Origin of the sequence: Halomonas sp. CSM-2, assembly GCF_002119345.1 — a bacterium.
GTDB classification, from domain to species: domain Bacteria; phylum Pseudomonadota; class Gammaproteobacteria; order Pseudomonadales; family Halomonadaceae; genus Vreelandella; species Vreelandella janggokensis.
Map to the genome: position 1 here is coordinate 1 of NZ_NBYR01000025.1, position 22,746 is coordinate 22,746.

General features: G+C 56.4%; 24 protein-coding genes. 13 read left to right on the plus strand and 11 right to left on the minus strand.

The window, feature by feature from the left end:
- Nucleotides 1–78 precede the first annotated feature (78 nt).
- Nucleotides 79–831 (minus strand): SDR family oxidoreductase, encoded by a 753-nt coding sequence (locus tag B7L15_RS17435; RefSeq protein WP_085920185.1) that lies wholly within the window; start codon nucleotides 829–831, stop codon nucleotides 79–81.
- A gap of 201 nt (nucleotides 832–1,032) precedes the next feature.
- Here B7L15_RS17435 and B7L15_RS17440 point away from each other — a divergent pair, with 201 nt between their 5' ends.
- Entirely contained in the window at nucleotides 1,033–1,953 is a 921-nt protein-coding gene (locus tag B7L15_RS17440) for an AraC family transcriptional regulator (protein WP_085920186.1), read from the plus strand.
- Nucleotides 1,954–1,978: 25 nt separating this feature from the next.
- Here B7L15_RS17440 and B7L15_RS17445 read toward each other — a convergent pair whose 3' ends face one another.
- The gene (locus B7L15_RS17445) at nucleotides 1,979–2,371 is read right to left on the minus strand and encodes a RidA family protein (RefSeq protein WP_085920187.1); all 393 of its coding nucleotides are present in this window, start codon (nucleotides 2,369–2,371) and stop codon (nucleotides 1,979–1,981) included.
- A 140-nt stretch (nucleotides 2,372–2,511) separates the two neighbouring features.
- Between B7L15_RS17445 and B7L15_RS17450 the strand changes: the two genes are divergently transcribed.
- Both B7L15_RS17450 and B7L15_RS17455 read left to right on the plus strand, forming a co-directional pair.
- Nucleotides 2,512–3,426, plus strand: a complete 915-nt coding sequence (locus B7L15_RS17450; protein ID WP_085920188.1) for a LysR family transcriptional regulator — start codon at nucleotides 2,512–2,514, stop codon at nucleotides 3,424–3,426.
- A gap of 89 nt (nucleotides 3,427–3,515) precedes the next feature.
- Nucleotides 3,516–5,171: an FMN-binding glutamate synthase family protein gene (locus B7L15_RS17455; RefSeq protein ID WP_085920189.1), complete on the plus strand. Its 1,656-nt coding sequence runs from the start codon at nucleotides 3,516–3,518 to the stop codon at nucleotides 5,169–5,171.
- Nucleotides 5,172–5,220: 49 nt separating this feature from the next.
- On the opposite strand, the gene msrQ is transcribed toward B7L15_RS17455, so the two are convergent.
- Nucleotides 5,221–5,841, minus strand: coding sequence for a protein-methionine-sulfoxide reductase heme-binding subunit MsrQ (gene msrQ, locus B7L15_RS17460; protein WP_085920190.1), 621 nt, complete (start codon nucleotides 5,839–5,841; stop codon nucleotides 5,221–5,223).
- Complete coding sequence (msrP, locus tag B7L15_RS17465; protein ID WP_085920191.1) at nucleotides 5,841–6,860, minus strand: protein-methionine-sulfoxide reductase catalytic subunit MsrP; 1,020 nt, start codon at nucleotides 6,858–6,860, stop codon at nucleotides 5,841–5,843. Before msrP ends, msrQ begins: the two co-directional genes overlap by 1 nt.
- A 258-nt stretch (nucleotides 6,861–7,118) precedes the next feature.
- On the opposite strand from msrP, the gene B7L15_RS17470 reads away from it, so the two are divergent.
- The 3 genes from B7L15_RS17470 to B7L15_RS17480 are packed head-to-tail and all read left to right on the plus strand — an operon-like array spanning nucleotide 7,119 to nucleotide 9,684.
- A complete protein-coding gene (locus B7L15_RS17470) occupies nucleotides 7,119–8,093 on the plus strand; it encodes a DUF2157 domain-containing protein (RefSeq protein WP_085920192.1) in 975 nt (324 codons plus the stop codon).
- Nucleotides 8,090–9,157, plus strand: a complete 1,068-nt coding sequence (locus tag B7L15_RS17475) for a DUF4401 domain-containing protein (RefSeq protein WP_085920193.1) — start codon at nucleotides 8,090–8,092, stop codon at nucleotides 9,155–9,157. The genes B7L15_RS17470 and B7L15_RS17475 overlap by 4 nt, the downstream gene beginning before the upstream one ends.
- Entirely contained in the window at nucleotides 9,154–9,684 is a 531-nt protein-coding gene (locus B7L15_RS17480; protein ID WP_085920194.1) for a GDYXXLXY domain-containing protein, read from the plus strand. The genes B7L15_RS17475 and B7L15_RS17480 overlap by 4 nt, the downstream gene beginning before the upstream one ends.
- 9 nt (nucleotides 9,685–9,693) lie before the next feature.
- Here the strand turns inward: B7L15_RS17480 and B7L15_RS17485 are convergent, their stop codons facing one another.
- Entirely contained in the window at nucleotides 9,694–10,605 is a 912-nt protein-coding gene (locus B7L15_RS17485; RefSeq protein WP_085920195.1) for a LysR family transcriptional regulator, read from the minus strand.
- A 150-nt stretch (nucleotides 10,606–10,755) separates the two neighbouring features.
- On the opposite strand from B7L15_RS17485, the gene ycaC reads away from it, so the two are divergent.
- The 3 genes from ycaC to B7L15_RS17500 all read left to right on the plus strand — a co-directional run bounded on the left by ycaC (nucleotide 10,756) and on the right by B7L15_RS17500 (nucleotide 13,097).
- Complete coding sequence (gene ycaC / locus B7L15_RS17490; RefSeq protein ID WP_085920196.1) at nucleotides 10,756–11,379, plus strand: isochorismate family cysteine hydrolase YcaC; 624 nt, start codon at nucleotides 10,756–10,758, stop codon at nucleotides 11,377–11,379.
- Nucleotides 11,380–11,467: 88 nt separating this feature from the next.
- Nucleotides 11,468–12,049, plus strand: a complete 582-nt coding sequence (locus tag B7L15_RS17495) for an antibiotic biosynthesis monooxygenase (RefSeq protein WP_085920197.1) — start codon at nucleotides 11,468–11,470, stop codon at nucleotides 12,047–12,049.
- Nucleotides 12,050–12,149: 100 nt separating this feature from the next.
- The gene (locus tag B7L15_RS17500) at nucleotides 12,150–13,097 is read left to right on the plus strand and encodes a pirin family protein (protein ID WP_085920198.1); all 948 of its coding nucleotides are present in this window, start codon (nucleotides 12,150–12,152) and stop codon (nucleotides 13,095–13,097) included.
- A 52-nt stretch (nucleotides 13,098–13,149) separates the two neighbouring features.
- Here B7L15_RS17500 and B7L15_RS17505 read toward each other — a convergent pair whose 3' ends face one another.
- A complete protein-coding gene (locus B7L15_RS17505; RefSeq protein WP_085920199.1) occupies nucleotides 13,150–14,016 on the minus strand; it encodes a pirin family protein in 867 nt (288 codons plus the stop codon).
- A 309-nt stretch (nucleotides 14,017–14,325) separates the two neighbouring features.
- Between B7L15_RS17505 and B7L15_RS17510 the strand changes: the two genes are divergently transcribed.
- Both B7L15_RS17510 and B7L15_RS17515 read left to right on the plus strand, forming a co-directional pair.
- Nucleotides 14,326–16,053 (plus strand): mechanosensitive ion channel family protein, encoded by a 1,728-nt coding sequence (locus B7L15_RS17510; RefSeq protein ID WP_085920200.1) that lies wholly within the window; start codon nucleotides 14,326–14,328, stop codon nucleotides 16,051–16,053.
- 63 nt (nucleotides 16,054–16,116) lie between these two features.
- Nucleotides 16,117–16,428 carry a hypothetical protein gene (locus B7L15_RS17515; protein ID WP_254902976.1) on the plus strand — a complete coding sequence of 104 codons (312 nt, stop codon included), beginning with the start codon at nucleotides 16,117–16,119 and terminating at the stop codon, nucleotides 16,426–16,428.
- 93 nt (nucleotides 16,429–16,521) lie between these two features.
- On the opposite strand, the gene B7L15_RS17520 is transcribed toward B7L15_RS17515, so the two are convergent.
- Nucleotides 16,522–19,665: an acyl-[ACP]--phospholipid O-acyltransferase gene (locus tag B7L15_RS17520; RefSeq protein WP_085920201.1), complete on the minus strand. Its 3,144-nt coding sequence runs from the start codon at nucleotides 19,663–19,665 to the stop codon at nucleotides 16,522–16,524.
- A 160-nt stretch (nucleotides 19,666–19,825) separates the two neighbouring features.
- On the opposite strand from B7L15_RS17520, the gene B7L15_RS17525 reads away from it, so the two are divergent.
- Entirely contained in the window at nucleotides 19,826–20,575 is a 750-nt protein-coding gene (locus B7L15_RS17525) for a helix-turn-helix domain-containing protein (protein ID WP_085920202.1), read from the plus strand.
- Here the strand turns inward: B7L15_RS17525 and B7L15_RS17530 are convergent.
- Complete coding sequence (locus tag B7L15_RS17530) at nucleotides 20,572–20,721, minus strand: hypothetical protein (protein ID WP_233337359.1); 150 nt, start codon at nucleotides 20,719–20,721, stop codon at nucleotides 20,572–20,574. The two genes, B7L15_RS17525 and B7L15_RS17530, sit on opposite strands and share 4 nt — an antisense overlap.
- 63 nt (nucleotides 20,722–20,784) lie before the next feature.
- Between B7L15_RS17530 and B7L15_RS17535 the strand changes: the two genes are divergently transcribed.
- Complete coding sequence (locus B7L15_RS17535; RefSeq protein WP_254902977.1) at nucleotides 20,785–20,991, plus strand: hypothetical protein; 207 nt, start codon at nucleotides 20,785–20,787, stop codon at nucleotides 20,989–20,991.
- 68 nt (nucleotides 20,992–21,059) lie between these two features.
- Here B7L15_RS17535 and B7L15_RS17540 read toward each other — a convergent pair whose 3' ends face one another.
- From B7L15_RS17540 to B7L15_RS17550, 3 genes are read right to left on the minus strand one after another with little or no spacing between them, the layout of a single operon-like run.
- Nucleotides 21,060–21,398, minus strand: a complete 339-nt coding sequence (locus B7L15_RS17540) for an AzlD domain-containing protein (RefSeq protein ID WP_085920203.1) — start codon at nucleotides 21,396–21,398, stop codon at nucleotides 21,060–21,062.
- Nucleotides 21,395–22,117, minus strand: coding sequence for an AzlC family ABC transporter permease (locus tag B7L15_RS17545; RefSeq protein WP_085920204.1), 723 nt, complete (start codon nucleotides 22,115–22,117; stop codon nucleotides 21,395–21,397). Before B7L15_RS17545 ends, B7L15_RS17540 begins: the two co-directional genes overlap by 4 nt.
- Nucleotides 22,114–22,644 (minus strand): helix-turn-helix domain-containing protein, encoded by a 531-nt coding sequence (locus B7L15_RS17550; RefSeq protein ID WP_085920205.1) that lies wholly within the window; start codon nucleotides 22,642–22,644, stop codon nucleotides 22,114–22,116. The genes B7L15_RS17545 and B7L15_RS17550 overlap by 4 nt, the downstream gene beginning before the upstream one ends.
- Nucleotides 22,645–22,746 lie beyond the last annotated feature (102 nt).

A 22,746-nucleotide genomic window follows, 5' to 3' on the forward strand; every position in this document is an offset into this window, starting at 1 on the left:
GCACTGTCTGGGTGAATGGCGATAATGGCTATATTGCCATGCAGGTCAGTGGGTTAGAAGTGCTTCCGGGGGCCGGTCTCACGGATTCAGGATTTTACTGAGCATCTCGACCGCCTGATCGAAGTGTCCGTCGCGCTCCGCCCAACGCAGGAATTTTACGTTCTCCACCAGGATTTCCTTGGGCGTGGGTTGCTTTTGAAACAGTGTCATGACCTCTTCCATATAGTCATTAAGCGGCATATAGCCTTCGCGGGTCGACTGCCCAGGTGTCAGCTCCGTCTGTACCGCAGGTGGGGCCAGCTCGATGAGTTCAACCTTGCCCTTGAGCTGCTCGCGGAGCGAGATCGTATAGGAATGGATGGCTGCCTTGGTGGCGTTGTAGGTAGGCGTGCCGCTTAACGGCACAAACGCCAGCCCTGAGGAGACATTCACGATGGCGGCGTCCGGTTGGTTGACCAGGTGGTCGGTCAGGGCATTGGTCAGTCGGATCGGGCCGAGCAGATTGGTGACGATCGTCTGTTCGGCATCAATGAGGTCATGGGTGCTGGTCAAGTCCTCGCGGCGCATGATGCCCGCATTGTTGATCAAAACGTTGAGCCTGGGATGCTCGGCGACGACGCGCTCCGCAAAGGTGGTAATGGCCGTTGGGTCTTCGACATCGAGGGCCATTGCGTGCATGTCATGCTGGCCTGCAATGGTTTCCTCTAGCGGCTCCATGCGCCGCCCGGCGACGATCACAGTGTTGCCCAGCGCGTTGAATCGCAAGGCTAGTTCGCGGCCAATCCCGGAACCACCGCCGGTAATGAGCATGGTATTGCCTGATGTTTTCATGGTTAACGCCTCCATTTCTGAATAACTCGGTATGACGAATGCCTTCGGCGTGGGTGTGATCGCCGAGCTGCCCCAGTGTTAATCATTCAGTGACGGCGGGGCTTGCCAGCCCATGCGCAAAACTTGCCTAATCCTGTAAGTGCAGCGAGTTTCCTGTCGATGGATGCTAACGTTGATCAACAGGCGGCGAGAGGAAAGCAGATGAATTCACTCAAACAGGCGGTTCAAGTCTATGCCAAGCACCACGCCAATCACGATGGCTTGGTGTTCACCTCAGTGCCCGGGCTTAGCATGATGTGCGTCGAAACCCCCGCCGGTGATTTGCAATCGGTCTACAAACCGCTGGTTTGCCTGGTGTTACAGGGGGCAAAGCGGATGACGGTCGGGCACCAGACCCGAGTGGTCGCTGGTGGGGAGTCGGTGGTCGTGAGCGCGGATATGCCGGTCGTCGGACGGATTATCCAAGCCAGTCAGGACGAGCCCTACCTGGCCGTTGCGATTGACCTGGATAGAAGAATATTGCGCGAGCTTACCGCGCATATGGGCAGCACCCGCACCCAGCGCCCATCCGAGATGCAGACGCTATTCGCCGAAAACACTGAAGCCGAGTTGATTGACTGCGCATCACGGCTGATAAAACTGCTGGATCGCCCCGATTCCGCGCCGCTTCTGCGTCCCGGCATCATGCAGGAGCTGCATTATTGGCTGCTCTCGGGGCCTCACGGCAATGCACTGCGTGAGATTGCCGATCCGGATAGCTACGCAAGCCGCCTCGCGGCCGCTATCGAGATTCTCAGAGCCAACTACACGTCACGTGTGCCGGTGGAACAGTTGGCGACTGAGGCAGGCATGAGTCTTAGCTCGTTTCACAAGCATTTCAAACACATGACGTCGCTAACGCCGGGCCAATACCAGCAGCGGCTGCGCTTGATCGAAGCACGCCGCCTGATGCTTGACGAAGGTGTGACCGCGAGCAATGCCGCCTTTGAAGTCGGGTACGAGAGTGTCTCTCAGTTCACTCGCGAATACGGTCGCCTTTTCAAGATGCCACCAAAGCGTGACGCGCTGCGCTTGCAGAAAACTATCGGGGCCGCCAGTAGAAGCGCTGCTCAGCCGAGATGAGTAGGCGCTTGAGTTATCAGGGTGTTTACTCGGGTAGCTTGGCAATGACCTTGATTTCAAAGTCGAACCCCGCCAGCCACGTCACGCCGACCGCGGTCCAGTTCGGGTAGGGTTTTTCCGGAAACGCGCGCGCCTTGGCTTCCAACCAGATAGGGAATTGGGCTTCCGGGTCGGTATGGAAGCTCGTCACATCGACGATATCGTCGAAGCTTGCCCCCGCTGCTTCAAAGACACTGTGTAGATTGTCGAAGGCAAGCTGCACCTGAGATGCAAAGTCCGGCTCGGGGGAGCCGTCTTCACGACTGCCGACCTGGCCCGACACAAACAGAAAGTCGCCCGAGCGGACGGCGGCGGAATAGGTGTTCTGCTCATAAAGCGCCTGGCGGCCCTGGGGAAAAACGACGTCTCGCTTAGCCATGTGAATCTCCTTCAGTGGTCGAAGTCGACCGGTGAGTTACGGTGATATCACTTTAGGCCTGCCTTTGTGGTGGATAAACGGGGGATTCTGTTCAACATTGTTTGTAGTTTTCAAACAATCACGAGGTGCTTGTCGCAACCATGGATCGTTTCAATGCAATGCAGGCCTTTGCTCGGGTGGTGGAGACGGGTAGCTTTACCAAGGCGGCTGACACACTTCACATGAGCAAGACCAGCGTGACGCAGCTCGTGCAACAACTGGAAGCGCGCCTGCGCGTCAAGCTGCTCAATCGCACCACCCGCAAGGTTAACGTCACGGCGGACGGTGCCGCCTACTACGAGCGCGTCATCAAGCTGCTGGCTGATATGGATGATGCCGAAACCAGCCTGTCCAACGCCTCGGTGTTGCCTCGTGGCCGACTGAGAGTAGATGTGCCCAGCCCTTTCGCTCGCATGATCCTGATTCCTGCCTTACCTGCTTTTCACGCTCAATATCCCGATATTCAAATCGATATGGGCGTCAGTGATCGCATGGTGGATTTAATCGATGAAAGCGTGGACTGTGTGGTGCGGGGCGGAGAGCTTACCGATTTATCTTTGATGGCACGTCGCGTGGGTGATCTGACGCTGGGTGTTTACGCTGCACCAAACTATCTAAAACGGGCAGGTGTTCCTTCGCACCCCCAAGAACTGTCGCTCCCGCCTCACTACATTGTCGGTTTCAGATGGGCACGCACAGGCTCTGCCTTTCCCTATGCCCTGCACCGCAACTCAGAGCGTGTCACCGTGCAGGGGCGCTATGTGATCTCGGTCGACGATGGCAATGCTGGGCTTGCCGCGGGCCTGGCGGGGCTCGGCGTTATTTGGTTGCCTGATTATATGGCTAGGGATCACGTATCTTGCGGCGAGTTGGTACGTTTGTTTGATGATTGGCACCTGGAGCCGATGCCAATGTACATCGCCTTTCCACCCAATCGACACGTCAGTGCCAAGCTGCGTGTGTTCATCGATTGGGTCGTCGAGTTGATGGCGCAGCATGCGCCCGTCATGGGGTAAAAGCGGCTTGGTCGATCGTGCACTCTCTGCGTTATGCTAGGCGGTTTCGCCATGTGGTGTGAAACGACTCAAACGGAGTTTGTACGCTTATGATCAACCCCCGGGGGCTTACCCGCATTCCTCTCCGACATGCCACCTTTATTGCCTGTTTGTTGCTGTTGGCGATCTCGCTGATTGGGCTGATGTTTTCAATGATGTGGCTGTGGGGCGTGGTGGTCTTCGGCCTGCTGTCGGCGCTTGGGGTCCACGATTTACGTCAGCGTCGGCGTACCGTTAGCCGTAATTACCCCATCCTGGCCCACCTGCGCTATATCCTTGAGTCGATAGGCCCGGAGGTTCGGCAGTATTTTATCCAGTCGGACTTGGACGCGCGGCCTTTCTCGCGGGAACAGCGGGCGGTGGTCTATCAGCGTGCCAAGAATGAAAGCGACAAGAAGCCGTTTGGCTCGTTGTTGGACATGTATCAGCCGGGCCATGAATGGATCAATCATTCCCTTCAACCCAGCACTATCGACGATCACGATTTTCGTGTGCAGGTGGGCGGCAGCCGCTGCCGTAAGCCCTATTCCACCAGTGTGTTCAATGTTTCGGCGATGAGTTTTGGTTCGCTGTCGGCCAATGCGATTGAGGCGCTTAATGCCGGAGCGCACAAGGGTGGCTTTTATCACGATACCGGTGAGGGATCGATCTCCCGCTACCATCGCAAGCACGGTGGTGATTTGGTGTGGGAGATAGGCTCGGGCTACTTCGGCTGCCGTAACGACGATGGAACCTTCAGCGAGGAGCGCTTTGCGGCGAATGCCTGCGACGATCAGGTGAAGATGATAGAGATCAAGCTTTCCCAGGGGGCAAAGCCCGGTCATGGAGGCATTCTGCCAGGCGCCAAGGTGACTGCTGAAATCGCTGAGGCGCGGGGCGTACCGATAGGCGAGGATGTTGTCTCACCCGCCGCCCATACGGCGTTTTCAACGCCGCTGGCGTTAATGCATTTTATCGCCCGCCTGCGTGAGCTTTCCGAAGGTAAACCGGTGGGCTTCAAGCTGGCGATTGGCCATCCATGGGAGTGGTTTGCCATTGTCAAAGCCATGCTTGAAACCGGCGAGCGGCCGGATTTTATTGTGGTTGACGGAGGCGAGGGCGGCACAGGGGCAGCGCCGCTGGAATTTATCAATCGGCTCGGGGTACCGCTAACCGAGGCGCTGACTCTGGTTCACAATACGCTGGTGGGTGCTGGGCTGCGTGACGAAATTCGCATTGGAGCGGCGGGCAAGATTATGTCCGGTTTTCATATTGCCCGCACTATCGCCCTGGGAGCCGATTGGTGCAACGCCGGTCGAGGCTTCATGTTTTCACTGGGGTGTATTCAGGCGCTCAACTGCCATACCGATAAATGCCCCAGCGGGGTGGCAACCCAGGACCCGAAGCGGGGGCAGCATTTGGATGTCGCCGATAAGTCTGAACGGGTCTATCACTACCACCGCAACACCCTAAGAGCGTTGGCAGAGATGCTCGCCGCCGCCGGGCTTGGTCATACCAGTGAGCTGGGCCCAGAGCACATTATCCGGCGGGTGTCAGAAAATGAGATTCAATCCTACGATCAGCTTTTCACGTTCTTGAAGCCTAACGAGTTGCTGACCGGGAACTGCCATCACACAGTCTTTGAGCACTACTGGGAAAACGCCCGGTCAGATTCGTTCTTACCGCCTTCGCGGATTGCTCAATTGCGTTTCACTAAACTGGAGTGAACGGCATAACGGCTAGACGCCAATCATCAGATGCATTGCGTTGTGCTACCTACGCTCGACCCAACCGGTGGCGTAGTTTGGGCAGCGTGCGGGAGACAGGGGGCAGACGGGTGGCCATGACGAGCGCGCCAATGGCCGCATACATTGCCCATTCGCCCATATCGGCGCGTACCACCCAGAAAAAGTGCAGCAGAACGAGGCCCAAGATAGCGTAGGAAAATTTGTGCAGCGGCTTCCAGCGTTTGCCCAGGCGACGCATCGACCATTTGTTGGACGTTGCCCCGAGTACGGCCAGGCCGATCAGCGCGATCATGCCGACGATAATATACGGGCGCTTGACGATTTCGCTGCCCAGCAGCGCCCAGTTAAGCCCCAGAATAAACAGCGCGTAACTGAGCATATGCAGGGTGGCGTAGGCGAGCGTCCACAAACCCAGCTGGCGCCGGATCAGCGCGAAGCCTTTCCAGCGGGTTAGCTTTGTTAGCGGCGTCAGGCTGAGGGTAAACAGCAGCATCCAAAGCCCGCCAATCCCGATGTTGAGCAGCAGGTAGCGCCCTGGCTCCGGGCCAGCGGCGTTGTTCGCCACCTGCCAACTCCAGACTATCAGCGGCGCGAGTGCAGCGAGAAACACTGCCACCCGCCAGGCCAACCATTTGCGCTGCGTTGCCATCAGTAGTGCTTCCTCAAGTCCATGCCCGCATAGAGCTCGGCGACTTCATCTTCGTAGCCGTTGAACATCCGGGTGTCGATGGTATTGGAATTGAACAGGGTGTTGGGTAGGCGGCGCTCGGTTGCCTGGCTCCAGCGGGGATGGTCCACATTGGGGTTAACGTTGGCGTAAAAGCCGTACTCATCCGAGGCAATCTTCTGCCAGGAGTTGACCGGTTGTTCTTCGACCAGCGAGATGCGCACAATCGACTTGATGCTCTTGAAGCCGTACTTCCAGGGAACCACCAGCCGCAAGGGGGCGCCGTTCTGGTTGGGCAGTTCGCGGCCATACATGCCCATGGCCATTATCGTCAATGGGTGCATGGCTTCGTCCAGGCGCAGGCCTTCCACGTAGGGCCATTCGATGATCGAGAAGGATGAACGCTGACCGCGCATCTGCTCCGGGTCGACCAGGGTTTCAAAACGTACGTACTTGGCTTTGCTGGTGGGATCGGCGCGCTTGATGATTTCGGCCAGCGGGATGCCCAGCCAGGGAATCACCATCGACCACGCTTCGACGCAGCGCAGGCGGTAAATGCGTTCTTCAAACAGCGACGGTTTGACCAGGTCCTCAAGCGCAAAACGTCCGCCGTTGTTCACCTCACCGTCGACCACCACGCTCCACGGCTGGGTTTCCAGGCTACCCGCATGGCGGGCAGGGTCGCCCTTGTCGGTGCCGAATTCAAAAAAGTTATTGTATTGGCTAGCGTCATCAAAGGGCGCGAGCTTGTCCTTTTCAGGGTCGCTTGGGCTGATGGCATCCCACTTGGCGTCGCTGATCTTTTCTTTCAGCCAACCGGGGGCATCGCCTTCGGGAACGTCCGAATAGTCGTCGGCGGCGGCCTGGGCACCACCAGAGAGCGCGAGCCCTGCCCCCAGGCCTGCCATGCCGCCCATAAAGCGCCGTCGGGATAGGTAGATAGACTCGGGCGTGACATCGGATTCGTGCAAGTCACTCGGTTTGGCAATCTTTATAAGCATTGGATGCCTCCTGTGGGGGTAAGCCGTCGACAGAGGGTGGCTGGGTTCGCTATAACATCAGCATCGTCTTAAAGCATACGCATTCGACGCTGAATTGGATGAAGGGTTCTACACAACTTGTATGTAAAAGCTTATAAAAACAAGTTGCAGGTGATCTTTTTCTTGCCGAGCGGGTGTAACGATGAACGCTGGCTCGGTCATCCTATTTAGTAGACAGTTTCAAAACCTTATTGCTCTGACCGACTGACAAGGAAAACCATGGCTTCAAAACGCCGTGAACTGGTGTCGTTAATTGAACAGGGAACACTACCGCCCGAGCAGGTGGCGCGCGCGGTGGACGTTGCCGAATTATCTCCTTCCTCCCGGGCCTGGGCTGTGTTGATTGATCGGCTGCTGTTATGGCTAGGCGGGCTGGCGCTGGCTTTCGCAGTGCTGTTTTTCATCGCGTATAACTGGGCAGAGATGGGCCGCTGGCCGCGTTTTGCACTGGTGCAGGTGGCGCTGGTGTTGGCAGCCGGGGTTGCCGTTTGGGGCACTACTCGGCGGTTGATCTTTAGGGTTGCGATAATGGCAGCGTGCCTGCTGGTCGGGGTGCTCTTGGCGTTTTTGGGTCAGGTGTATCAAACCGGCGCTGACCCATGGCAATTGTTCTTTGCTTGGGCGGTGCTTACGCTGCCCTGGGTTTGGGTGGCGCGTTTTGAAGTGCTCTGGGTGTTGTGGCTCGGGCTGCTTAACGTCTCGCTTTGGCTTTATTTCGATACGTGGGGCGGGGCGCTGGATATTTGGTTTATCAGCAGTGATGCCATTTTCTGGTGGCTATTTGCGCTCAATACTTGCGCACTTGCTGTGTGGGAGTGGGGGCTACAGCGCCGGGGCTGGCGCTCGAGTCGTTGGGGTATACGCTTATTGGCGCTGGGAAGTGGGGTGACTGTCACGTTCCTGATGATGACATGGATCGTCAATTCGGCGTCTTTTGCACCGACGCTAGTGGTTTACCCGCTGTGGTTGTTGGCCCTGTATAGCATGTATCGCCTCTGGCGCCCCGATTTACTGTTGGTGGCGGGGGGCTGTGTATCGGTGATTAGTGTCGTGACGTTACTGATGGCCAGGTTCTTGATAGGGAAGGACGAGTGGCAGGCGGGCAGTATGCTGATGCTTGCGCTTGTGGTGTTAGCACTGGGGGCTAGGACCGTGGTGTGGTTGAAGCGTTTACACTTGGAGGTTACCCAATGACGCGCGAAACGACACCTCTAATCATCCGGTTGGATCAGGCGGGTATCCCGTTAAACGAGCACGACACAGCAGCATCCCCGGAAGTGCCTTGGTTTGTACGCCTGTTGCAGGCATTTTCCGGTTGGCTGGCGGCGTTGTTCCTGCTTGGCTTTATCGGCCTGGGGGCTATGTCGGTGGTGGAAAGTTCGAAGGCGTCGATGGGGCTGGGAATCGCCATGATCGTTGCCGCGTTTGCATTATTACGTGCGGCTCGCAGTGATGTGCTTGAACACTTGGCGCTGGCAGTGAGTTTGGTCGGCCAACTGTTAGTGGCTTGGGCATGGGTGATGGTCTGGGAAACGTCTGCTTATCTCTGGTGGCCACTGTTGGGTTTGCAGGTCGTGCTGGCGCTGGTCATGCCGAGTCTGGTTCATCGAAGCTTTTCTGCCTTTGCCGCCAGCTTGGCGCTGTATATGGCCTTGGCGATGAGTGCTTTGGACCAAGCCGCGAGCGGGCTGGTGCTGTTGGCGCTTACGCTGTTCTGGCTGAATGAGTTTCGCTGGCCCAGGCATATCAGAAGTGTCCAGGCCTGGGGCTATGGCCTCTTGGTGGGCCTGCTGGTATTGCAGGGAGTCGCGCATGTCGGGCAGCCGTTATTGGTTCAATTTGAAAGTCACAGTACAGGCACCGGAGGGTGGTTGGCGCCGTGGTTGAATACCCTCGTATTAGCGCTGACGCTGGCACTGCTGCTGCAAAGGGTTTTCAAAACGCAACCGCGGCATTGGAGCGTCTTTGTAGGGGTTGCCGCGTTGCTCTTGATGTCTCTATACGTACCAATGGTTGTGCAAGGTGTCGTGGTGATGTTGCTGGGGGTTGCCATAGGTCATCGCCTACTGATGGGGCTAGGTGTGCTGTCGCTGCTGGTGGGGATGGGCAGCTATTACTACTGGCTGGATACGACGCTACTCATCAAGGCATTAACGCTGTTAGTGATAGGGGTACTGTCCTTCGTGCTGCGTTGGGTGCTGCGCAAGTCACTGCGTGTGTGGCATGGCGCCATCACACCGCGGGAGCCCAGGTCATGATGCTTAGTGCCAAGTGGAGCCGCGTTGTCATTATTGTGACCACCTTGCTGATTCTTGCGGTGGTCAACTGGGCAATTTGGGAGAAAGAGCGCCACCTGGCCGAGGGTGACATCGTTTACCTTGAGCTGGCGCCCGTCGACCCGCGTTCACTGATGCAGGGTGACTATATGGCCCTCGACTTCGCCCTCAGTAACCGCATTCAAAGCGCGCTTGGTCAAGCTGAGGCTGAGGACTCACAGCAAGCCAGCAATGGTTATGTGGTTGTGCGCTTGGATGAACAGCGTATCGCTCGCTTCCAGCGCCTGGATGATGGCACCTCTTTAGCCGACGACGAACAGCAGCTGCGCTATCGGATTCGCACTGGCCGAGTGCGCTTTGCCACTGATGCCTTCTTTTTCCAGGAAGGTCATGCTGAACGCTACGAGCCTGCCCGTTACGGCCGTTTTCGTGTCAATGAAGATGGCGAACCCTTACTGGTTGCTCTCCATGATAGTGAGCTTAATATGCTGGGAGCATCGGCTCGGTAATCTCCCATGTCAGTATTCAGAACCAAGCGCGGCATAGCGTTCGGCAAGAAAATCCAGCAACGCTCTGACCGAAGGCAGTAAGCCGCGTCGCGATGGGTAAACCGCATGAATGACTTCCCGCCGTGGTTCCCACTCGGGCACTACTTGCACCAACGTTTTTGACCTGAGCGAATCTCCCAGCATCAAGCTAGGCAGTTGCACCACGCCGACACCAGCTAAAGCCGCTTTATAGAGCGCGGTCATGTCGGTGGTAATAAAGCGTGGTGAATGTTCCACCACACGCTCGTCACCGTCACGCTTCAAGCACCAAACATGCGGTTCTTCCGGCCGTGCCCGGCTTAAACTGGGCAGGTTGGCGAGCATCTCGGGGGTAGAGGGGACACCATACTCCTCAAGCAGTGTCGGACTTGCCACCAGGCACTGACCGCGATCCGACAGCACTTTAAGAATCAGGTCGCTGTCTTCCAGGGGGAGGGGGCGGGCACGCAGAGCGATATCCACGCCTTCCACGAGCGGGTCAATGCGCCGATTGGTGCCTTCGAGATGAACCTCTACCTCGGGGTAAAGGGTCATGAAGTCCGCCAGCATGGCACTCACGTGAAAGCTCAACAGCCCGGTGGGGCAGCTTATACGGATAACGCCGCAAGGGGCCTGCTTGCTCTCTTCAATGAACTGCTGGGCGGCTTCCGCTTCCACCAGCATCGCCTTGCAGTGCTGGTAATAACGGTGGCCAATATCGGTAAGCGTCAGGTGGCGGGTCGAGCGGTGCATCAGGCGAACTTGCAACTGATTTTCTAGTTCGCCCACGCGCCTGCTCAGCTTGGATTTTGCGATGCCTAAGGCACGCCCCGCTGGCGAAAAACCACCGTGGTCGACGACCTTCACAAAGTAATACAGATCGTTAAGGTTGGGGGCCGTCATGTGTGTTCTCCCTATGCAACGCTGTGTCCTAATTTCTTTATCTAATCCTCGAATAAGCGGAATACTACACTCTATAAAGCATGTGGAAACGCATGTTGGCACTTCATTAGCCACTGCTCACTCAGCCTTGTAGATAAAAAGGAGTACATCATGGCCAAGCCCTATGTTCGTCTTGATAAAGAAAATGCCGCTGTTCTGTTGGTAGATCACCAAACCGGGTTGCTGTCGCTAGTACGTGACATTGATCCGGATCGTTTTAAAAATAACGTATTAGCGCTGGCGGATCTGGCTAAATATTTTGGACTGCCCACCATTCTCACCACGAGTTTTGAAGACGGTCCCAATGGCCCTCTGGTGCCCGAACTGAAAGCGATGTTTCCAGACGCTCCCTACATCGCACGTCCTGGGCAGATCAATGCCTGGGATAACGAGGATTTCGTTAGCGCCATAAAAGCAACGGGCAAAAAGCAGTTGATCATCGCCGGTGTGGTAACCGAAGTGTGTGTGGCTTTCCCGGCGCTCTCTGCTCTTGAAGAGGAATTTGACGTCTTCGTGATTACCGATGCTTCGGGCACCTTTAATGAGCTCACTCGTGATGCCGCCTGGGATCGTATGTCCACTGCAGGCGCACAACTGATGACATGGTTTGGCGCAGCCTGTGAGCTGCATCGCGATTGGCGCAATGATGTAGAAGGTCTCGGCACGCTGTTTGCCAACCACCTACCTGACTACCGTAATTTAATGAATAGTTACAGCACGCTGACCAGCAAGTAAATCGTACCCATGACGGGGGCGAGTGCGCCTCCGTCATGGCTTTTCAGGATGGCACCCACCGCGTGTCCATTGGTGATGGAAGATCACAATGATCTCTGAATCTCTTGCAGCTCCACCTAGCGAGTCGAGGGCGATCACACTGAAGATATGCCATCGTGTAAAGTCCGATGCCCGGGCCGAGTACGAGTCATGGTTAAAAAGAATTATTTATGTGGCCGCTCAGTATCCGGGGCATCTAGGCGTGCATATTTTGCGCCCTGCTGAGGGGCACAATGACTATGAAATCGCGCTAAGGTTTGCCTCCCATGCCGATGCAGGAAGATGGCTTGAGTCTGCCGAGCGAAAAGCACTGATCAATGATGCGTTACCTGCTTTTCGGGAAGAGGAGGTAATCGAGATTCAGAGCGGTATCGACTACTGGTTTTCGCCACCTAGTGCGCCCACCAACAAGCAGCCTGTGCGCTGGAAACAGTGGCTCGTGACCACCTCGGTTATCTGGCCGCTTACCCTTCTGGTTCCTGTTCTTTTGACACCGCTCTTTGCACTGCTCCCCTGGCTGAGTGCGTGGGGGATCAGGCACGGTATCGTCGCGGCCAGCGTGGTAGGGCTGGTGATCTATGTGGTGATGCCTCGCGTCGTCCGTCTGGTCGCCCCATGGATGTTTCGCTGATATGGATTAACTTAATAGAAGCGAGTACTGGCAGTTGACTGCCTCATACAACCAGGCACACGACATCGTTGTCTGCCTCTCACTGCTGGAGGAAAACCCTATGAGCTGGATGCCTGATTTAGAGCCCAAATGCCCATCCGCCGGTAGCGTGAATGATATCGAGACACTGATTGTTCCCCGTGCTCGGGACCTGGGTGGTTTCGAGGTGCGCCGTGCGCTTCCTGCTCCTAAACGCCAGATGGTGGGACCTTTCATCTTTTTTGATCAGATGGGGCCCGTTGAATTTCTGAAGGGTGAAGGCATTGATGTTCGCCCCCATCCGCATATTGGGCTTGCCACGGTGACGTACCTGTATCAGGGGGCGTTCCAGCATCGCGATAGCCTGGGTACTGACCAAATGATTCGTCCTGGCGCGGTTAATTGGATGGTGGCGGGCAATGGGGTCACCCACTCTGAGCGCACCAGTGCGATCACTCGCCAGCACAAACACCCGCTATTAGGTGTTCAGACCTGGGTAGCGCTCCCTGAGACGCATGAAGACAAGCCAGCCAGCTTTGAGCATCACAGCGAGGAAGCGCTGCCGATACTTAAAGGCGAGGGCAAGGAAGTGCGCCTGATTTTGGGCACGGCATGGGGAGAACGGGCGCCGGTAGAGACCTTCTCCGAAATGTTTTATGCGGATGCGATATTGCAGCCAGGCGCAAAGCTACCGTTACCGGATAATCATGAAGATCGAGGTATTTATGTGATGTCCGGCAGTGTCCTTATCGCAGGCGAGACCTTTGAGGCTGGCCGCATGATGGTCTTCCGACCGGGCGACCCGATAACAGTGGTGGCAGGAAAAGCGGGTTCTCGGTTGATGTTACTGGGAGGCGAAACCCTGAATGGGCCACGGTATATCTCTTGGAATTTCGTCGCCTCTTCCCGTGAAAAACTGGAGGCTGCCAAGCAGGCTTGGGTAGAAGCGGATTTTGAGCATGGTCGCTTTCGCCTTCCCCAGGGCGATGATGCGGAATTTATTCCTTTCCCAGGGCAGCCTGGAACATAAAACCAAAAGCTAGCTGCCCAAGGCAGCTAGCGGGTTAGCTCAAAAGTGAGCTTCAGGCGGGCATCTTTCCAAAACGTCCAGAGTTGAAATCATCGATTGCCGCAATGATTTCATGCTCGCTGTTCATGACAAAAGGTCCGTGACCTACGACTGGCTCATTCAGCGGCTCACCACTGAGCAGCAGAAAAGAGGTGTCGTTATTGGCTTCGATGCTCATTGCTTCTCCTTCCCTTGAGAGTTCGACAACCTGTGCTTCCCGAACTACCTGTTCGCCATTGACCTGTACGGTGCCATGCAGTACCACCAGAAGCGTCGTCCAACCGGTGGGTTGGTTCAGCGTGGCGACTTTGCCGCCTTTTAACTGAACGTCCCAGACGTTCATGGGGGAGTAAGTGCGCGCAGGCCCTGCATGGTCAAGGTGCTCACCGGCAATAACGCGTACTTGGCCTGCTTGATCCGGCAATTCGATCACAGGGATCTGAGCATTAAAAATAGCCTGGTAGCCAGGGGCTGCCATTTTGTCTTTTGCTGGCAGGTTGACCCACAGCTGGACCATTTCCAGCGAGCCGCCTGACTGCGTAAATGCCGGAGAATGAAACTCTTCGTGCAGAATGCCTGCGCCTGCGGTCATCCACTGCACATCCCCGGGGCCGATGACACCCCCTTTACCGGTGGAGTCTTGGTGCGCCACTTCACCCTGGTAAACAATCGTTACCGTTTCGAACCCACGGTGCGGGTGCTGCCCCACGCCGCGAGGCCGTTTTGCAGGCGTAAAGTTTGCAGGGCCCGCGTAATCGAGTAACAGAAAAGGGCTCAGCTGTTCTGAACGTTGACCATAGGAAAAAAGCGAACGAACAGGAAATCCATCGCCTACCCAATGAGCCCGTGGCGCATTCGTCACACGCAACAGTTTTTTCATCATGTACTCCTGTTGGCAGAGATATGTTGTCACGCAGAAATCATACTGCTAGAACAAAAGGCGCAGTAGATGGGGTTTTTGGGAATCATTGTTGCGATATTGGAACGGAAGGCGAGCGGTGAGTGGACTAAGTTAACAACTTCCTTGTCCAAGTCGCCTGCATCGCCGCAGGTTATTGATGCACTCCACCTTGCTTCATAAAGCCAGGTAGGCTGTACTCTTGACTTCACTGACCAGGAAGGCCTGGAATGGCGCATTCCCGGCCTGTCGTCGGCAGACAAGTGGCCCATCTCAATCAATAAGGTAAGTATGAAAGCAACCGTCTCGTGGCCCGCGTGGCTAGTGCTGGTTCTGACCTTCACTTTTTCCAGCCTGTGCGCGGCGCAAACTCAAGGAGAAGAGAGCGAGAACCGTCGGTGGTTTAGCGTTGATTCGCTCAACACGGGGCTTGGCGAAGTACCTGAAGAAGCCAACCGCGTCACACCAAGGGAAGCCATGCGAAGCTTTCTTGATCTCACCGAACAGGGGGAGTACGAAAAAGCGGCGCACATACTCAATCTGTCGGAATTGAGCAACAGTGAGCAGCGCGAAAAAGGCCAGGAACTGGCTCGACAGTTGGCGGAAGTGTTCAAGCGTGGCGAACGGATCAGCGTCGATAACCTGTCGGGGCGAGAAGACGCCGTGATAGAAGACCCCGCTGGCCAAAACCCCCTTGTTGGCGAAACGCGGCGTAACCTGGAGTTGGCATCATTACGGGCTAACGGGCAAACCTATGATATCCGGCTTGCTCGCTATCGCGTGGGTGATGATGAACCGATGTGGCTGATCATGCCCATCAGCGTCTCGTATATTCCAGTGCTGTATGAAGAGTTCGGGCCATCGATGCTGGAGCAATATATCCCTGAACGCTTGCAGACGTCGTTTGGCATATTGCGACTGTGGGAATGGCTCGCTATTCCGGTTTTCTTGTTGTTCGTGGGCATGGTGGGCTGGGGGGTCCATCGCTTGATCGGTTTGATGTCGAACTGGTTGCCCGCCGGCGCTTTCCGCATGTTTGCCGAGCAGATTGGTATGCCGACGGCATTGATCGTGATGTCGCTATTCACCCAAATGCTGTTGAATTACGTCGTCTCGTTTTCGGCGGTGGCGACGACCACTTTTCGTGTTCTACTCATTGGTATTCTTGCTTGGGCGGCTGGCACCATCGCGATGCGTTTCGTGGATACCCTGATGCTGCGCATGACCCGACGCATGGTAGGGGAAATTGATGACACCAAGCCCAAGGATGATCGCAAATTACTGACGTCGCTCTACGCGCTACGCCGCATCATTATCCTGGTTTCCGTCACCGGCGTGTCGATTTATGTCCTCGGCCAGATACAGCTTTTTGAATCCATGGGGTTATCCATTCTGGCGTCTGCCAGCGTTCTGGCGGTACTGGTGGGTGTTGCCGGTCAGGCGGTGTTGGGCAATATTCTAGCGTCTTTTCAATTATCGTTTGCCAAGCCGATTCGCATTGGTGATCTGGTGATCTTTGAAGACCAGTGGTGCTATGTAGAAGGCATTTTTTATACCTTCATCCGCTTGAGAACCTGGGACGAACGGCGGTTGATCGTGCCTGTTACCTACTTTACGTCCAAGCCTTTCCAGAATCTCTCGGTCAAGAGTATCAAGATGTACCGATACGTGGAACTGACCCTGCACCTGAGTGCGGATATCGGGCTGATCAGAGACAAGTTTCTGGAGTTCGCAAAGGAAGAGGACTGCGTTATCGAGCACCACAAGCTGCTGTGTTATGTGACGGCCCAGACGGCAACGGCGCAAACCGTGTCCTGTTATTTAATGACCTCTGACCCCATGGCCGGGTGGACAGCGGAAATGAACGTAAGAGAAAAGCTCATGGCATTTATCCGCGATAATCATCCCGAATGGTGGCCGAGAGACGTCGTGGTTATCAGTCATCAGGATGTTGCGCGTGGGGCGAAAGTTAAAAGCTCCTCGGAGGCGGATAACGCTGAGGGGGAGCCGTCGGAATAGAATGCATCAGCGTCGACGGTAGGCGACGGGGGTGAGGATGAGGGAAGCCTGAAGGGAGTCTAAATGCCTTTAAACATCGTGCAGCGCGAGTTGCCCGACTGGGGCGCTACTTACGGCCCGCCGGGTGATGGACCCTTTCCTGCCATCATGCTGCTGCATGGTTCTGAAGGCGCGTGGGGGGGAGCCACCGGGACGCGGTACTATTCGCCGCCCATGGCTTCTTGGCGTTCCCTTATGGCTACTCAAGCGGCGGTGTGGTCGGTTGAAATGACCAAGTGCCTGGAAAAACGCCTGCGTGAGCACGGTCGCAGCCCGGAAGTGCACTACTACGAAGACGAGGGTCATATACCTACCCAGCAGCGCTGGGCAGAATAGGCATTACGAGTTGCTGATGGGTTTCTTTTCAAAACATCTATAACTCACTTTGCATCATTTTACCCTGACCACGATTGCTCAATGACTGAAAGGTTAACGAGCAATCAAGGTCAAAAAACCATCTTCATCGATAAATCCTTCATCGCCGGTGACAAACCAACGCTGTTCGTCGAGCTCCTTGATGGCGGCGTCTGTGCGCTGCGGGTCACTAAGATAGCCTTTCATCACCTGCGGCCCGCTGATCAATATCATGCCCGCCTCGCCGGTAGTCAGTTCTGCAAAGCTTTCAGGGTCAACGATTTTGCAACTGGTGCCGGGCAGTGGCATGCCCACGGTGCCTGGCTTGCTGCCGCGTTGCACCTGCTGGTAGTTAGCGCCCATGGCGTCGGGCAGGTTGACCGATGCTACCGGTGCGGTTTCAGTCGCGCCATAGCCTTCGTAGATAGGCGTGCTGAATTTTTGAGCAAAGCTGGCGCGTACGCTCTCATCGAACGTCTCGGCCCCTACGACGACCGCCCGCAAGCTATCCAGCATTGGCGGGTAAACCTCTGAGCTATCGACAAACAACGGCAGCGAGCTGGGCATACTAAACATAAGGCTGACTTGGTACTTGGCAATGGCGCCGGCGATACCTGGAGCATCGGTGGGGGCGGGATGGCATACCAGCGGAAGCCCTTCAATCAACGGCAGCAGTTGGGTCACTGTGAGGCCAAAGGCGTGAAACAGCGGCAGTGAGCCCATTACCACGTCGTTGCTCTGGGTGTTGAGTACATCCGAGGTTTGTTTGATATTGGCCATCAGGTTGCGGTGGCTCAGCATCACGCCCTTCGGTTCGCCTTCGATGCCACTGGAGAACAGAATGGCGGCAGTCGCGTCGGCATCGTGGCCGTGGCAGAAGCAGCGCTGTAGCAGCCAAGTCGGCAGTATTCTCACCGCAAGCCAGGTGCTCAAACGTTCGGCATGACCAATCGTGGTCTGCAGGTCTTCTAAAAAGACCACCTGCTGCTCACCAAGCCATTGGCTAACGTCGAGTCCGCGCTGCTCAAGCGTCTTCAAAAATCGCCGTGAGGTGAATACGGTGGTGATTTCCGCCTGGGAAAGGGCGGACGTCAATGCTTCCTGGTCGGCGGTATAATTGAGATTTACCAGCGTTTTACCCGCCAGCAGTGTGGCCATATTGGCGATAACCCCGGCACTGCTGGTGGGCAGCAGCAGGCCAACGTTCTGTCCTGGGTTGAGTTTGCGAATCCGTTTAGCCATGAGCAGGCTTGCGGTGAGTGCCTGGCTTGCGTTGAGTGGGTGGCCCTGGGTATCGGCCAAGGCAAGTTCGCCAGGGCGACGCTTAACACTTTGAATCCAGGCATTAGGCAGGGTGGGTAGGTCGTCCATGGCCTGCTGCCAGGAGCGGGTCGCCTGCTCGAAAATACGCCGTTTCAGCACATCCGCGGGGGTATCTTTGGGCAGCGGTTTGCCAAAGGCGACCACGACCGAGCGGTGCAGGGGCGCATTGCGCAGCTCCTTTAACTTGCTGGACGAGCGGGAAAACTGGCTACCCCAGAGGCCGCGCAGGTAGAAAGGCACGATTTTTACGTCGGGGTTAGCCATTCTACAGGCGCGCTCGTAGCCCCGGCGGAACTCACCCAGCTGGCCAGTGCGGCTGATCGCCCCTTCAGGAAACAGGCACACCACCTCGCCTGCGTTGAGTTGTTCAGCAACATCGGCCAGGGCCTTTTCGGCACCGCTGCCACGCTCGATGGGAATGCAGCCCAAGGATTTTAAGAACCAGCGCAGGTACCAGCGCTGGTAAACCGATCTGAGCATGACAAAGCGCACGGGGCGGGGGCTGGCGATCTGTACCATGGCCCAATCCACCCAACTGATATGGTTGCCCAGTAGCAGCACACCTCCCTGGGCGGGCAGGTTCTGCAAGCCATGCACATCGACCCGGTAGCGACGAGTCATCAAGAAGCTCAACAGGAAGCGCACCAGGCTTTGGGGCAGCTTAACAATGGTGTAACCGCCGCCGACCATCGCCACCGTGGCAATGAGCAACAGCAGGTAGTGGCTGTCTACTCCTGCCAGTGCGAACAGCGCCGTGAGCACCAAAAAGCCCAGCATGGCGATGTTTTGAATCCAGTTGTTGGCAGCCAGCACGGTGCCTAGCTCGTTGTCGGCGGCGTGAAACTGAATCAGCGCGTTAAGCGGTACGATAAACAGTCCACCCATCATGCCAATAAACACAAAGTTCAGCGCTTGACCAACAGGCGTGGTGAACAGCGGCAGGCACCATAGCCACACGGCTACCCCAACAGCACCGACGGGAATCAAGCCCGTTTCTATGCGGTTATGTGAAAGCTTGCTGGCAAGCATGGAGCCCAGCGCAATCCCGATACCGCTAGCCGCCAGAATGCCTTGCAGTACCAGGGTGTTATCGATACTGAGGGCGTCTTTTGCATAGGCGGGAAAGGCCGCCAGTAGCACTTGGCCCACCGACCAGAAGGTGGCCAGGCCGATAATGGACAGCCTGATCACGGGCTGGCGGACGATAATCTGCAGGTTATCTTTTAGTGCAGCACCCCTAATGTAGCGTTGCCAAGTCAATGGAGTATCAGATTGTGAAGTGCTATCAAGCGGAAGACGGTAAAGCGTTGCCACCTGAATAGCGCTATTGAGTACCAGTAGCCAGCCCAGGGGCGCTATCTGGCGCAACAGCTGCGCTGGCGTTTGATCGGTAGGTGTTATCCAGGTTTCAAACAGTGCGGTAAACGCCACGGTGCCTGCCAGAATGGCCCCAATGGTGACGGCCTGGATCAACCCGTTGGCTTCTGCCAGGCGCGGCTTGCCGAACAGCCCTTTTACCAAGCCGTACTTGGCCGGGGAGTAGAAAGCCGATTGGATCGCCAGCAGTAGCGTCATCGCAAAGGCCAGCCAGAACCAGCCTTGATAGTAAGCGGCGGTGATGCCCAGTGAAACCACAACGGCAGCCCAGGCTGATGTGCGCAGAATGCGCACCTTGGGGTAGCTGTCTGCCACGTGCCCCGCCGGGCTAAACAGCAAAATAAAGGGCAGCAGGATAAGTCCGTTGACCAACGCGGTGAGGACGACCTGTGTTTCACCGTCGTAACTTTTGAAGATCGTGTTCTGAATGACAATCTTGTGTCCCAGATCCACAAAAGCATTGAGGAAGATGGCGATCAGGTAGGGCAAAGCGCCTTTCAATTGCAGCAGTCGGTGCATGGTTGTGTAGCCTTATAAGTCCCTGTAAGTATTCGCACTTTCTAAGTAAGGCTTGCGTGTTGCAACTAATTTGCGAAAAGTTGTGTTATAAGTGCTGGTTGGTATCATTATCTGCTACTTTTTATGTATGGTGCGCCTTCATTCCGCTTACGAGATGTCTATGTCCCAAGCCGATTCGCTGATTGAAACGCTAAAACGCCAGCTTCGTGCTCAGGGTAAAACCTATGCCGATGTTGCCCGGTGGTTGGGGCTGAGCGAGGCCTCGGTGAAGCGCCTGTTCGCTGAAAAGCACTTTACTTTGGCGCGGCTAGAGTGCATCTGTGATCAGCTTAACCTTGAGTTCGTCGAACTGGTGCAGACCATGCAGGCAGGGGAGCAGCGTCTGCAGGAACTGACTCAGGCCCAGGAGCAAAGTATCGTCGATGACCGTGAGCTGTTTCTGGTAGCGGTCTGCGTTATCAATGGCTATAGCTTCGACGAAATTCATCACCAGTACCAGCTAAGCGAACTGGAGTGTACTAGGCAGTTACTCAAGCTTGAGCGGCTTCAGCTTATTGAGCTACTCCCCGGTAACCGTATCAGGCGGCGGTTAGCCGTTAATTTTCGCTGGCGGGTGAACGGGCCGATCCAGCGTTTCTTCCAGCAGTACATCGCCAACGAGTTTTTCCGCTCTCGCTTTGATAGCGACAGCGAAAAGCTGGTCGTACTCAATGGCTTGCTATCCCCCGCGGGTAATGCCGAATGGCAGCAGACCATGCAGCGTCTTGCTAAAGAGTTCCACTCCCTGTGTGAACGAGAAAGCGGGCTGCCTATTCACCAGCGGTTTGGCACCACATCTGTGCTGGCGGTAAGGCAGTGGCAGTATGGTTTGTTTCAGGATTATAAACGTGAAGCCGAAGCAAAATCCTAACGTGCTGCGCCACGAAAGCGAGCCGCTTCTTGCTCTAACCATTCGATGAAACGTGCCACCGCCGGTGGCGTAACGCCTTCAGAAGGCAGAATCAGTTCATAGGCGAACGGAGAAGCGAGCGGATACTGTTCCGCAAATGGGCGCACCAACACCCCGCTGGCGAGCCGGTCGGCCACCAGTGGTGGGGCGTTGGCCTGGCGTTTCTGGGCATGGTGATTGCCATGGCGCCGAGCGGTGCCTATAGCATCGATATTCTGATCGGCGATGGGCTGGGTTTGCTGGCAGGGCTATCTTGGGCAGCGACGACGGTAGTGATCCGCAAGACCTCGCTTTCCGAGGCGCCTGTGGAGCTCACTCTGAGCTATCAATTGTGTGTGACGGTGCTGCTGTTGTTGCCGACGGCGGCGTTATCCTGATTGGCATCGTACTGGTGACGCGATAAAGCGATTGATCCCGGCGTGGTAGGCGGCGGTTTGACGAGGGTTTACCCCACTAACGCCGCCACGATTTCCACCAGGCCAAACACGCTGACGCCAGCGGCAACAGGCCAACCCAGCGAGCGTAATCGCCACCACACCAACAGCGTGACGCCAAGCCCGATGACGGTCGCGATCCAGGAAATGAGACCAGGGCTCACTGGCACAATCGAAACGCCTAGCACGGCGGCAATCATCAGCGGACCGAGAATGCCAAGCCACTGGGGCATGGCATTCATACCGGTGTCGCTATCCAGGCGGCGCTGCATCCACATGAATGGCACCACCCGCATCAGCAGGGTCCCCAAGGCCGACACTACAACGGCGAGCCAAAGCGCGGTGCTCATGAGTCACGCCTCCTTTTTTCGAATTTGACCGTATAGAAGCATAGCGCGCCGCAGGCAGCCGCCAGCGGAATCGCCACGTTGCTCCAGCCGATCAGCGTCAAACCCAGCGCAGCCAGAATGGTGAGCCCCATGGCCATTGCCCAGCGTTTATCGGTAAAGCGAGGCGCCACCATGGTAAGAAACAGCGCGGGGAGCGCGAAGGGCATAATCTCGCCCAATAGCGGCCAGCGGGCGGTAAACGCTTCCCCGGCGGTGGCGCCCACGGCAGTGCCGATGATCCAGGTGCCCCAGGCCAGCAGCGAGGCGCCGACAAACCAGCTAAACCGTTTGGCGTCAGGCAGCTGGGGTAAGCGCGTCAGGGCAAGCGCAAACACCTGATCGGTCAGGCCGTGCATCAGCCAGGGCCAGTGGCGGCTGCGCGGTAATAACGCCGCCAGGTTAGGGCCGTACACCACATGGCGTACGTTAATCAGCATTGTCATGGCTACGACGAGCCATAGTGGAGACCCCGCCGCCACCATGCCCACGAACAGGAACTGCGAAGCACCAGCGTAAATAAGCGTCGAGATCACGACCGCTTCCCAGGTGCTGAAGCCTGCCTGGGTGGCAATCAAGCCAAACGAAAGGGACACCGGTATGTAGCCGCCCAGTAGCGGAATGGCTTCACGAACGCCCTGCAACGCGCTTCGGGCGGGCGAATGTTGGGCAATCTGGCTCATGGTGTTTCGCCTTCTTTGCCGTAGGTAATGGTCATTAGCAGGGTGGCCGCCGCTGATTGGGTGCGGTAGAGGTGGGGTTGATCAGCGCAAAAGGTGACATGGCACCCGGGGGTCAGTGTTGTCGTGCCACCCTCAGGCCCGGCTTCCAGCCAGCCGCTGATCAGCGTGAGGGATTCTCGCGTGCCCGCTGTATGGGCTTCAGCATGCCGCAATGTATGGGGTGCGCAGCGCATCCAGTAGGCATCCACCTGGGGGCAATCCTTGCCCTGATCGATCAGGCGTACCTGAACGCCGTCTTCGCCGAGCGGCACGGAAATAGGCGCGACCAAGGTGCCGAAGGGCACATTCAACTGCACGGCCAGGCGCCAGATCGTGTCCAGGGTAGGGTTGCCGTTGCCTTGTTCGAGGCGGCACAGGTTGGATTTGGCGATGCCTGCCTCGCTGGCTAGCTGCGAAAGCGACCAGCCACGTTCAAGGCGGAGTCTTTGTAAATGGTGGCCAAGGGTCTTGAGTGAAAGTGAATCCATGGGAGCGCCGCCTCTTGGCTTTATAAATGTTCCTTTTATAGAACGTTCTATATAAAGAACAGGCGGCTGTCAAACTGCTTGCTAGGCGATGCTCCGTCGTCA